The following is a 12,234-nucleotide window of genomic DNA, read 5'->3' on the forward strand; positions in this document are numbered from 1 at the left end:
CGCCGGCCCGGCCCTTACAGTCCGGGCCGCTTGCCGATGGTGAGCGTCACCTCACCGCTGTGCGCGAAGAAGTCGTTGCCCTTGTCGTCGACGACGATGAACGCGGGGAAGTTCTCCACGTCGATCTTCCAGACCGCCTCCATGCCGAGCTCCGGGTACTCGAGCACCTCGACCTTCTTGATGCAGTCCTGCGCCAGGCGCGCGGCCGGGCCGCCGATGGATCCCAGGTAGAAGCCGCCGTGCTGCTCGCAGGCGTCGGTGACCTGCTTGGACCGGTTGCCCTTGGCGAGCATCACCATCGAGCCGCCGGCGCCCTGGAACGATCCGACGTACGAGTCCATGCGTCCCGCGGTGGTGGGGCCGAAGGAGCCGGACGCCATCCCGTCGGGCGTCTTGGCCGGTCCCGCGTAGTAGACGGGGTGGTTCTTGAGGTATTCGGGCATCTCCTCGCCGGCGTCCAGGCGTTCCTGGATCTTGGCGTGCGCGATGTCGCGGGCCACCACCAGCGGCCCGGTGAGGGACAGCCGGGTGCTGACCTTGTGCTTGCTGAGCTCGGCGAGGATCTCCGGCATCGGGCGGGTCAAGTCGATCTGGACGGCGGCGTTCTTGCCTGTGCTGGCGACGCCGTCGGTGTCTGCGTCGAGCTGCTCGTCGGTCACCTCCGGCAGGAACCGTCCGGGATCGGTGACGAGCTTCTCGAGGAACACGCCCTCCGGGGTGATCTTGGCCTTGGCCTGGCGGTCGGCCGAGCACGACACCGCGATGGCCACCGGCAGCGACGCGCCGTGGCGCGGCAGGCGCACCACGCGCACGTCGTGGCAGAAGTACTTGCCGCCGAACTGGGCGCCGATGCCGATCTTCTGGGTGAGCTCGAAGACGTCCTTCTCCAGTTCGGTGTCGCGGAACCCGCGGCCCGTGATGGCCCCCTCGGTGGGCATCTCGTCGAGGTAGTGCGCCGAGGCGTACTTGGCGGTCTTGAGCGCGAACTCGGCCGAGGTGCCGCCGATGACGATCGCCAGGTGGTACGGGGGGCACGCAGCGGTGCCGATCGAACGGATCTTCTCCTCCAGGAACTGCATCATCTTGTCCGGATTGAGGATCGCCTTGGTCTGCTGGTACAGGAAGGACTTGTTGGCGCTGCCGCCGCCCTTGGCCATGAACAGGAACTTGTACGCGTCCTCGTGGCCGACGGCGGTGTCGGCGTACAGCTCGATCTGCGCGGGCAGGTTGGAGCCGGTGTTCTTCTCCTCCCACATGGTCAGCGGGGCGTTCTGCGAGTAGCGCAGGTTGAGCTTGGTGTAGGCGTCGAACACGCCGCGGGAGATGTGGCGCTCGTCGTCGCCCTCGGTGAGCACGTGCTGGCCGCGCTTGCCCATGACGATCGCGGTGCCGGTGTCCTGGCACATCGGCAGCACCCCGGCCGCGGCGATGTTGGCGTTCTTGAGCAGGTCCAGTGCGACGAACTTGTCGTTGTTCGACGCCTCGGGGTCCTCGAGGATCTTCGTCAGCTGGGCTAGGTGATCGGCGCGCAGGTAGTGGGAGATGTCGTGCAGCGCGGTCTCGGTGAGCAGACGCAGGGCCTCGGGGCCGACGGTGAGGAAGGTGCGGCCGTCGGGGCCGGTGGCCGTGCCGACCCCTTCCTTGGTCAGCAGCCGGTACTCGGTGCGGTCCTCACCGGTCGGCAGCAGGTCCTCGTAACGGAAATCGGCCATTATCACTCCAGGTCCGAAGAATTCTATGGTTTCGCCTCCAGGTTAACGACCGCCGATCCGGAGCCCGCCCGCGGGAACCCGTGATGTGCCGCACGGCCCGTTCTGGGCTCCGGCGTTGTCGCGCGGCCGCCGCTACCCTGGAACAGGTGACAGTGATGGACACAGGTGCGCCGGGCTCTGCAGGTGCCCGCCCGGGAGGGCTCCTCGGCCCGATGCGACGCGGCGTGACGGAACCCGCCCCTAGTGCATCGTCGGACGCGGCCCCGTCGGTGGTCGGCGGGGTGCGGGCGATCCGCGCGTGGGTGGACGTGGCCATCGTCGTGGTGGTGCTGGTGTCGACCAATCTGGTGGCGCACTTCACCACCGTGTGGGCGTCGATCGCCGCGGTGCCGGTGGCGGCGGTCGTCCTGCTGGGGATGATGCGCGCGCGGGGCATGGCGTGGTCGGAGCTCGGGCTTTCCCCAAGGCACTGGAAGCGCAGCACCGTCTACGCGCTCGCCTGTGTCGTCGCGGTCGCCACCGTGGTCGTCGTCGGGGCCGTCCTGCCGGTGACCCGCGAGTTCTTCATGGTGGACCGTTACGCCACCGTGTCGGGGGCGCTTATCGCGGCGATGGTGGTGATCCCGCTGCAGACGGCCATTCCGGAGGAACTCGCATTCCGCGGGGTCCTGCACGGCACGCTCAGCAGGGCCTCCGGAGTGCGGGGCGTGTTCGTTTTCGGGTCGTTGCTGTTCGGCCTGTGGCATGTGGCCTCGTCGCTGGGGCTCACCGCGGGCAATGAGGGACTGTCCGCGATCTTCGGCTCCGGGGTGCTGGGCCAGATCGCCGGTATCGCGGGGGCCGTGGTGGCCACCGCGCTGGCGGGCGCGCTGTTCACGTGGCTGCGCCGCCGTAGTGGCAGTCTTCTGGCGCCGATCGCGCTGCACTGGTCGCTCAACGGGGCCGGTGCGCTCGCGGCCGCGCTGGCGTGGCATCTGGTGGCCTGAATCGTCGCGTGGCCTGACGCGCCGCCGGTGCCGGATTCCTCAGGTGTGGTCAGCTCCCGGCCCACTGCTGCCGGCTGCAGCCCGGCGCTTGCGGAACGCCGTCGAGCCGGTCGGACAGGTATTGCACCACCATCGGGAAGGAGGTGAACCCGCCCGAGAGATGCTCGCCGGGGACCGGCGCGTAGATGACGTCGGCACCCTGGTCGCACCACTCGTGGAAAAGATCGATCACCCCGGACTCGGGTATCCACTCGTCGCCGAGGAACACCGAGCTCGAGGCCTGGAAGAGTAGCACCGGCGCCGCGGGCGGCATCCCGCCGAGCCTGTTCTCGGCCATCACGGCGCGCACGTCGGGGGAGTCCAGCACGCCCGGGTAGGTGAACGTCTCGATCCTCTGCATCGCGATGCCGGACGCCATGAGCGCCTTGGCGCACAGGTCCTTGGCGGGGGAGCGCGCCATCGTCTGGCCGAAGTCGTTGAGGCTGGTCAGCAGCCGCGGGTACTCGCGGGCCAGGCCGAAGGACGCGGCGATGAACAGTCCGCTGCCCAGGGTGCCGTCCATCGTGGCGGGCAGCAGCGCGAAATCGGCGGGCACACCGCCGATGGCGGCGCCGGCGAATTCCACTTCGGGTGCGTAGACGGGCTGTAGCTGGGCGGCCCACCCGGCGGCGATGGCGCCACCGCTGTAGCCGGTGAGGGCCAGACGCGAGTCTTCGCCGACGCCGGTGCGCGGCAGCGCGGGCAGTTGCCGCATCGCGCGGACGGAGTCGAGGATGATCTTTCCCGCCAGGATCCCGGCCGCGTAGGCCATGTCCGGTCCCTCGTGATCGGGGAGGAGCACGGCGTATCCGCGGTTGAGGATCGTCGCGGTGAACGGGGGGATCTCGATCTCGAACGGTTTTGTGCACCAGGGCGTAGCTCGGCGTGCAGGTGGCGCCCAGGCTGTCGATGGCGGCGGCGTTCACGACGACGGGGCGTGGGCCGGTGCCGCGCCAGGGGCGGTCCGGCACGAGGAGGCTGGCCGTGGCCGCGATCGGCTCGCCGTGCGAATCGTTGGAGCGGAACATGAACTGGTGCAGACGGTTGCCGGGCAGGCCTATCTGCACCGTTCCGGCGCGGCGGTGCCGGATGAGCTCCCCGTCGTCGCGTCCGGCCAGTCGTTCGGGGTCGTCCGGGTAGGCGAAGAACGGGTCGTCCCGGATGGGCGTGGGCATCACCGCGGCGATCCACGGCGGCGGGCTGTCACCGGGCTGTGCTCCGGTGGAGGCGAACCCCGCCTCGGCGGACCCGTCCCCGCCGCCGGCGGAGCCGGACCCGGCCTGCGCCGCGACGGACCCCGCACCGCCCGGGGGCCCGGCGGCGGCGGGGGACGCCGTGGCCGTGAGTGCGAACAGGAGGACGGCGGCGCAGGTTACGGCAAACCGGGATCCGCATCGAACCGGACGCATGACCCGATGATGCGCCGCCGTGTCGCCGGGTATGCGGAGGCGCGCCGCGACGGTCGTCAGGCGGTCGTGACGTCGCTCCGCGTCCGGAACGCTGTCGTCGCTCCGTGACAGTCCTCTGTCGTCACTCCGTGACGACGATCCGCCCCCGCGCGCCCCTCTCCGCATCGCTCATCACATGGTCGACGAAGCTGTAGGTGCAGGGTTCGGTGAACGTCATCTCGACGAAGCCGCCCTGCGCCGGGCTCAGGTCGAGCACCTGCGCGCCGCCGTGCAGCGAGTTGTCCGGACGCAGAAGGTACGCGCCCTCCTTGTAGACGGTGTCGAACTGCGTGCCCACGACGTGGAAGGCGGACGGCAGGTTGGGGCCGGCGTCGACCACCCAGATGCGGATGCGGTCGCCCACCTTCGCGTGGAGAGGGCGGGCCACGTACTGATCGGCGAAGCCGTTGAACACCACGAGGTCGGGGGTCTTGGCCGCGACCTTGGCATGGTCGACCTTCCCGCCCTCGGGCCCCAAGTACACCTCGGACTGTTCGAAGAGGTACTCGGCGTCGACCGGGGCGAGCCCCGGTGGGTCGATGATGACCGCACCGAACATGCCCGCGGCGATGTGGTCGGACATGGGCGCGGTCGAGCAGTGGTAGAGCCACGCCCCGGTGTGCTCGGCGGTGAATCGGTAGACCAGCGACTCGCCCGGGTTGATGGTGCGCATGGTGGCGTCGGGCGAGACCATGCCCGCATGGAAGTCGATGGAATGCCCCATCGTGCCATGGTTAACCAAGGTGATCTCGAACGTGTCGCCCAGCCGGCCGCGCAGTGTCGGCCCGCCGACGGTCCCGTTGTACGTCCACAGCATCTGCGAGATGCCCGGGGCGACCCCTCCCCGCTGCTCCGTGATGTCGAAGGTGTACCGGTGCACGGTGCCGGGCGGTGCGGGAGCGACCACGGGGTCCGCGGCGCGGAAGTCGCCGGGCAGTGGCGTGTGCAGTGACCGGGCGGCATCGTCCGGGGTGAGCGGATCGCCCGCGTCGTCCCGGTGGCCCGTGGCGGATCGGTCGGTGTTGCCGGCCTTCCCGGTACTCGCATTCTCGGTGCCAGCGCCGCCGATGGGCGTGATGGTGAGTGTCATGCCCTGCTGCCGGTGGCCCACGATCGAACACCAGCCGTCGACGGTGCGGCCCACCACGCCCACGTCGACCGTGGCCGTCTCACCGGGGTTGAGCCGCCCTGACGAGGCGCCAGTGTCCAGCACCAGGTCGTGCACCATGTCGTCGGTGTTCGTCACGGTGATCACCAGTCGGTCGCCGGCCGGGACCGTGATGTCCGACGGGGTGAAGCGCATGTTCGCGGCGGTCACCTCCACCCGGGTGGTGTTGCCCGTCGCAGTGATCCCCTGGTCGGGCGACGCGGTCTGCCCGGGGCCGGAGATCGCGGCGCCCACCGCCACCACCAGACCCAGACAGGCCAGCGCGGCGGTGATCTGCGTGCCGCTGCCGCGTTGCGCCATGGGACCCGCCGGCATGGGCGCCGTGGGCCGGCCGCCCGCGGCGATCGCCCGCCGCGCGGCCATGGCACGCCGCGCGCTGACGATCATGATGGGCAGGAATGCCACGAACGCGGCCATGACGAGCGCGGAAAGCGCCACCCGCGCCCAGCTGGGCAGAGGCAGCAGCCACAGCAGTAGCCCGCCGTTGATGACGACGATCCGCCACACGGCCCAGCGGTTCATCGCCTGCACGCCGATGTCGGTGACGGTGCCGCCGGAGCCCATGAGGCTCGGCAGCAGCCGGCTCATCACGCCGAGCAGGAGCTGCGCTGCGAACCCCGCGACCAAGGGGATCGTCAGCGGGGCCAGCCTGGCCGGGGCCACGGGGCCGGTCGCGATGATCACGGCCAGCGCGATGAGCGAGCCACCGAGCCAGAGCAGCGCTGCGGACACGGACAAAGCGTCGTACCAGGGCCGCAGCCGGACGCCGGGGGTGCGGAACGCACGCACCACCGTGGGCGCGGCGACCGCCGCCCAGCCGAGGAGGTAGAGCACCGTGCCGGCGGCAGCGAGCGGTGCGATCCCGGCCAGCGCCCCGGCGACGATCGCGGCCAGGCCGCACAGCAGCGCCGCGAGCGTGGGGAGCGTGCGGCGGAGTGTCCCGCCGGAGGTGGCGCCGTCGTCGATCCCCAGCATCCGCGGATAGACGACGAGGAGCGTCCCCGCCGCAGCGAGGCCCAGGAAACCGAGCAGGTTCGTCGCCTCGTGGGCGAGGATCAACCGGGCGTGCCACACGTCGGACAGGCCGGATGCGAGGGCGGCGCCGAATCCCGCGCCCACCGGGAGGAGCAGCGCCGAGCAGACGTAGAACCAGACGCCGTCGGCGTGCCAGGCGGTGCCGCCGGCGCGTGCCGCGCACAGCTGCCGGAGCAGCCCGACGGCGTGCCAGGCGACGACCGCGCCGACGAGGACGGAGCCGGCCAGGGCGACGGGCCAGATCCCGCCCGCCACCCCCACGATGGTGACCACGATCGCGGCGTTGAGCGTGTAGATGCGGGCGAGCTGCATTCGGCGGGTGCGCGGGGAGACCTCGCCGCGCAGGAAGCGCTCGGTGAAGTGCTGCGACCACACCAGGATGGAGTTGGTGACGGCGCCGAGGGTGAACATGTGCACGAGCAGCCAGCGGGACTCGGGGAGGAACCGGTGCAGGACGCCCGCGAGGACAAGCAGGACCAGCCACACGCGCACCGGCATGCCGGCGCGCTGATGCCAACTGCGCGGGCGCCGGGGGCGACCCGGCTGCGCATCGGTGGTGCTCACGCGGGAATCGTAAGCCGCGAAACAATTTCACGCATCATTGACCGCGATATGAGACGGACGTCATGGTTCTCTCGTGCGCGGAACGTGCGGGCGCGGGTCAGGACCGCTCCTGCGTCGTCAGGTCACGCGCTTTCGGGCGCGGTCCGCGTGGCGCGCGCCCGGGACGCGCGCGGCACGCACGCTGTCAGGGCCGTGGACACGAGCGCGGCGGCCAGGCAGACGGCGGCGGCGGTCGTGAAGCCGGCGGCCGTGGGTGCCACGAGCTCCTGCGTACCGCCGGCGGAGTCGCCCACGGCCACCGTCACCGTCATGGTCGCCAGGACGGCGCTGATGACTGCGGAGGACGACGAGGTGCCGATCGAGCGCATGAGTGCGTTGAGCCCGTTGGCGGCGGCGGTCTCGCCTACGGGGACGGCGGCGATGATGAGCGCGGGCATGGCGGCGTAGGCGATGCCGATCCCGCCGTTGACGACGATGCTGGCGATGAGGATCTGCACGGCCCCGAAGGGCGCGGCGAGCACGACGAGGTAGCCCGCGGCGATGACGATCGCGCCGCTCATGAGTGTGACACGGGGGCCGTAGCGGTTGCTGATCCGCGCCGACAACGGCGAACAGAAGAACATCACGATACCGCTGGGCGCGATGAGCAGCGCCGTCTGCGTCATCGTCAGGCCCAGCCCGTAGCCGGTCTCCTCCGGCGCCATGAGCAGTTGCGGCGGTATCAGGGCCATCCCGAACATGGCGAAACCCACCGCGACGGAGGCGAGGTTGGTGAACAGCACCTGGGGTCGGGCGCTCACGCGCAGGTCCACGAGCGGGGCCTGCACCCGGAGCTGGTGCACCGACCACAGCGCGAAGACCGCGGCGGCGGCGCCGAAAGCGCCGAGGGTGCGGGCCGACGACCAGCCCCACACCGCGCCCTCGGTGATGGCGAGAAGGAATGCGGCCAGGCCCGCCGCCAGGCCCAGTGCGCCGACCGCGTCGAACCGCCCGCCGGTGCGGACCGGTGATTCGGGGACCAGGCGCAGTACCGCAACGAGGGCCCCCGCCGCGAGCATGCCGGTGGCGGCGAAGACCACGTGCCAATCGGCGCGCTCGGCCACGATGGCGGCGGCGGGCATGCCGATCGCCCCGCCGATACCGATCGTCGCGCTCATCATCGCGATGCCGCCGCCCACCCGCTCCTCGGGCAGCTCGTCGCGCATGATGCTGATGCCGAGGGCGATCACGCCCATCGACACCCCCTGCAGCCCGCGGCCGATGGTCACGGGGATCAGCGACGACGTCAATGCACACAACGCGGAGCCGGCGATCAGCGAAAGCAGGCATAGGGCCAGCACCCGGCGCTTGCCGTACATGTCGCCCAGGCGTCCGGCGATGGGGGTCATGATGGCTCCGACGAGGAGCGTGGCGGTGACCGCCCAGGAGGCGTCGGCGGGGCCCGCATCCAGCAGCTCCGGCAGCCGCGGCACGAGCGGAATGATGATGGTCTGCACCAGCGAGGCGAGGATGCCCGTCGTGCACAGAACCGTCACCACCACTGCGGGGCGGCTCTGTGTGGGCATCGGGGGAGTCTCGTTCCGTGGTCGACGGCGTGCTGCGCGCAGTGGCGCGGCCCGCCCCGGCGGTGCCGGAGCGGGCCGCGTCGTCCGCAGTCTAGGGAACTTTCAGGCGGCGGCGAGGGTGTGATCCCGCCGACTGCGACCGCGCGCGATGCGGCGCACGATCCCGCGCCGGGAGCCCTTGAGCGCCGAGGCCAGGCCGCGCCGGCGGCCGGTGGCGGGGTCGATGAGCGACGTGGTGCTGCCGTCGAACCTGTGCTCGGAGTTGGTCTCCGGCGCCGCGTCCACGGTGTCGCGCAGGTACTTGTTCGGCAGTGACAGCTTGGCGATGGTGCGCCAGGACTGCCCGTACTGCACCAGCAGGGGGCCGGTGGTGTACGGCAGGTCGTACTTGTCCGCCAGCTCGCGCACGCGCACCGCCACTTCGGCGTAGCGGTTGCTGGGCAGGTCGGGGAACAGGTGGTGCTCGATCTGGTAGCTCAGGTTGCCGGTCATGAAGTCCATGGCGCGGCCGCCGGAGATGTTGGCACTGCCGAGCATCTGGCGCAGGTACCACTCGGCGCGGGTCTCGGTGTCGACGTCGCGCTTGGTGAACTTCTCGGCCCCGTCGGGGAAGTGCCCGCAGAAGATCACCGCGTTGGTCCAGACGTTGCGGGTCGCGTTGGCGGTGAGGTTGGCGGTGAGGGTGCTCTTCCACCGGCGGCCGGACAAGGCGGGGAACAGGACGTAGTCCTTGAGGATCTGCTTGCCCATCTTGCGCAGCGCGGGCGTGAGCTGCGCGCGGAACTTCTCCTTGGGCACCCGGCCCTTGGCCACCTTGCCCAGTTCCAGGGCCTGGATGGCCACGCCGTACTCGAACAGCAGCTGCAGGATCGCGTTGTAGGCGACGTTGCCGGCGTAGAAGGGCGACCACCGCTGGTCGCGGGTCACGCGCAGCAGGCCGTAGCCGATGTCGTCGTCGATGCCGAGCACGTTGGTGTACTTGTGGTGGATGTGGTTGTGCGTGTACTTCCAGTTCTCGGAGGTGCCGACGATGTCCCACTCCCAGGTGGAGGAGTGGATCTCGGGGTCGTTCATCCAGTCCCACTGGCCGTGCATGACGTTGTGGCCGATCTCCATGTTCTCGATGATCTTGGCCGTGCCGAGGATGGCGGTGCCCGCGAGCCAGCCCGCCTTGCGGTCGCTGCCCAGCGCCAGGGTCAGCCGGCCGGCGAAATCGAGCGCGCGCTGGGCCCGGATCGTGGTGCGGATGTAGCGTGCATCGCTCTCGCCGCGGGACTCCTCCACATCGCGACGGATCGCGTCGAACTCGCGCCCCAGCGCCTCGACGTCCTCGTCGGTGAGGTGTGCGTACTCGACTACGTCGGTGATTGCCATACGGCTACGTTACCGTAAGTTACGGCTCCGTAGGTAGGGGTTCGTCGGTGAGACCTATGTCACAGTATGACCTCGGGGGCGGCTCATTCGCACGCTACGCCGTCCCGGTCGCCGTCGAGACCGGGCCGATAACCGGGGTCCCCGGCATGCAGCGGCGCGGCGCCCGCCGCCCGTGCCTGGGCGCAGTTGCGGAAGTGCACTCCGGTGCCGTCCGCGGGTGCGCTTCCGCCTGCGGCGGGCGCGGTGCCGGCGGAGTCGGCGGGGGGCGGGACGGCCGCCGCGGGGGCCGTGCCCGTTCCGTCGCAGCCGTCGAGGATCCGGTTGATCGCGTCGCGCTCGGCCGCGGTCACCCACAGGTCGTAGCGGTCCTTCACCCGAACCTGACGGCTGACGTAGGTGCAGCGGTACTGCTTCGACGGCGGCAGCCACGTGGCCGCGTCGCCCGCACCCTTCTGCTGGTTGGCGGGGCCGTCCACCGCCTGCAGGTTGAGCGGATCGTTGGCCAGGTTCCGGCGGCGCTCCGGGGGCAGCTGCTGCGCCCCCTTCTGCCACGCGTCGGACAGCGCCACCACGTGATCGATCTGCACGTCACGGGAGGTGCCCTGGCCGCGGGTGAACGCGATGCGCTTGCCCGTGTACGCGTCGTCGAGCACGCCCGTGAGCACGGTGCAGCCGTGGGAGCCCGGCCGGAAGGTGAGTTCGGTGAGGTCGCGGCGCAGGATGTCGTTGCGCGTGTCGCAGCCATTGTGACCGCCGTCGACGGTGACGTCGTCGCTCCACGCCTGCCCGAACTTGTCGCGGCTGTAGCCGGTCTTCGGCGCGCGGCCCTTGACCGGAAGGCCGGCGAGCAGCGTGCGGACCTCGGCCACGTCCGGGGCGGCGCCGGCGTCCGTCGCGGCAGAGGTGGACGGGCCCGGCGCGGGGGACTGGACGGTGGGGATTTCCACCGCCGTCCGCGTGTCCGGACCGGCGGATTCGGCGGCGTTCGTGACGGGGGCGGCCTCGGGCCCGGTGCCGGCGGCCGAAGCGCAGCCGGCTGCGAGGGTCGCGACGCCCGCGATCAGGGTCAGGGCCGCGCGGGATCGTGCCGGTCGCGCACCGGACACGGGAGGCTCCGCGGCGACCGGAGCGCCGCGGAACATCCGTGGACGCATCAGACGACGCCGAGGCCTATCGTCGGCAGTACCGTGCACTGGATCGGCGGTGCACCGTCCTCACCCTTGCTGACCACCGAACCGTAAATGGTGGAGACCACGCGCCCGGTGCCGGTGTCGGCGATGGTGGTGAGCGTGGTGGGGCCGTCCTGGTTGATGCCGGACTCGTTCGTCAGCGGCTGGGTGCCCTGCTTGCCGGTGTCGACATTGATCCAGGACACCATGAGCTGCTGGGCGGGGCCCGGCTGGGCGCCGGAGGTGCCCAGTGCGGTGAACACGAAGCCGGCCTGGCCGGGGCCGGGTCCGGGGGCGGGCGCCGGCTGCGGGCCCGCCGTCATCAGCGCCATGCCGACGGAGTCCTGGCCGCCGGCGATGCAGCCCTGGCCCACGGTGGGGAAGAGGAATTGCTGGATGACGGGCTTGTCGCCGCCTTCGGGGATATCCGGCCCGCCGCCCTTGCTGCCGTCGAGGAAGGCGATGGCGGCGCCGAGCTTGTCTTTGACGTCCTGCGGCAGCGGCGACTGGTCCACGAAGGCCTGGGCCTGCGCGAGCATCGCGTTGTTCGGCGTGCCGGCCGCGGGCTGGATGAGCGTGCCGATGAACGCCGGGAAGAGCGCTTGCACCGCGGCGAGCTCATCCGGGGTGGGCATCCGGGCGTCGTCCGGGAACATCGCGGCGATGTCCGAGAGCGCCTGCGGGTCGGTGAGCGGTGCCACCGGGGACGCGTCCTCCGCGGCTGCGCCCGTCGGCAGGACCAGGGCCGCGGCGACGGCGGCCGCCAGTACTGCGAATGGCTTTCGCGTTCGACGAATCAGTTGCACCGTCACATCCGTTCTCTTGGGGGGCATCCGCGTGCGATGCGGCGGGGTCGCCCGCCGTATCGCACCGCTCGCGCCGCAAGTCGGTCCGCTCGACAGCAAGTTACTCGACTGTCCGCCGCCGTGGCCAACCGCGCTCGGTCTGAAACCATAGCGGCCGGGTCCCGGGCGGCGGCGCGCTGTAACAGTTGTGATTGATGTTCTTATTGTTGCAAGTGTTACCAAAGTGGACGCCCACGGTCAATGGGATCGGGCAAACCCGGCATGCTTGGAGACGGAGGCGACGCGAGCGCCGGCCGGTCGTCCGGACCGACGGGCTCGGCGGCGCGGCGGCGGGGCGACGCCCTGATAGTCTCCCTCGGGGCCTTCGG

Annotated in this window: 8 protein-coding genes; 1 reads left to right on the forward strand and 7 read right to left on the reverse strand. The window is 70.8% G+C overall.

Annotated elements, in window-relative coordinates; genetic code table 11:
* Positions 1–14: 14 nt before the first annotated feature.
* Complete coding sequence (locus H4F70_RS08805) at positions 15–1,712, reverse strand: fumarate hydratase (protein WP_182348282.1); 1,698 nt, start codon at positions 1,710–1,712, stop codon at positions 15–17.
* 212 nt (positions 1,713–1,924) lie between these two features.
* On the opposite strand from H4F70_RS08805, the gene H4F70_RS08810 reads away from it, so the two are divergent.
* On the forward strand, positions 1,925–2,698 hold the full coding sequence (locus H4F70_RS08810; RefSeq protein WP_182360280.1) for a CPBP family intramembrane glutamic endopeptidase: 774 nt from the start codon (positions 1,925–1,927) through the stop codon (positions 2,696–2,698).
* A 49-nt stretch (positions 2,699–2,747) separates the two neighbouring features.
* Here the strand turns inward: H4F70_RS08810 and H4F70_RS08815 are convergent, their stop codons facing one another.
* The 6 genes from H4F70_RS08815 to H4F70_RS08840 all read right to left on the reverse strand — a co-directional run bounded on the left by H4F70_RS08815 (position 2,748) and on the right by H4F70_RS08840 (position 11,761).
* Positions 2,748–3,587 carry a lipase family protein gene (locus H4F70_RS08815; protein WP_338064917.1) on the reverse strand — a complete coding sequence of 280 codons (840 nt, stop codon included), beginning with the start codon at positions 3,585–3,587 and terminating at the stop codon, positions 2,748–2,750.
* Positions 3,588–4,267: 680 nt separating this feature from the next.
* Complete coding sequence (locus tag H4F70_RS08820) at positions 4,268–6,952, reverse strand: multicopper oxidase domain-containing protein (RefSeq protein ID WP_235681423.1); 2,685 nt, start codon at positions 6,950–6,952, stop codon at positions 4,268–4,270.
* Positions 6,953–7,074: 122 nt separating this feature from the next.
* Positions 7,075–8,517, reverse strand: coding sequence for an MFS transporter (locus H4F70_RS08825; protein ID WP_182359865.1), 1,443 nt, complete (start codon positions 8,515–8,517; stop codon positions 7,075–7,077).
* A 102-nt stretch (positions 8,518–8,619) separates the two neighbouring features.
* Positions 8,620–9,891, reverse strand: a complete 1,272-nt coding sequence (locus tag H4F70_RS08830) for a fatty acid desaturase family protein (protein WP_182359866.1) — start codon at positions 9,889–9,891, stop codon at positions 8,620–8,622.
* An 83-nt stretch (positions 9,892–9,974) separates the two neighbouring features.
* Positions 9,975–10,997 (reverse strand): GmrSD restriction endonuclease domain-containing protein, encoded by a 1,023-nt coding sequence (locus H4F70_RS08835; protein WP_235681424.1) that lies wholly within the window; start codon positions 10,995–10,997, stop codon positions 9,975–9,977.
* Positions 10,998–11,044: 47 nt separating this feature from the next.
* A complete protein-coding gene (locus H4F70_RS08840) occupies positions 11,045–11,761 on the reverse strand; it encodes an Rv1157c family protein (RefSeq protein ID WP_235681425.1) in 717 nt (238 codons plus the stop codon).
* Between the last annotated feature and the right edge of the window lie 473 nt (positions 11,762–12,234).

This window comes from Tomitella gaofuii, from assembly GCF_014126825.1.
Classification (GTDB): Bacteria; Actinomycetota; Actinomycetes; order Mycobacteriales; family Mycobacteriaceae; genus Tomitella; species Tomitella gaofuii.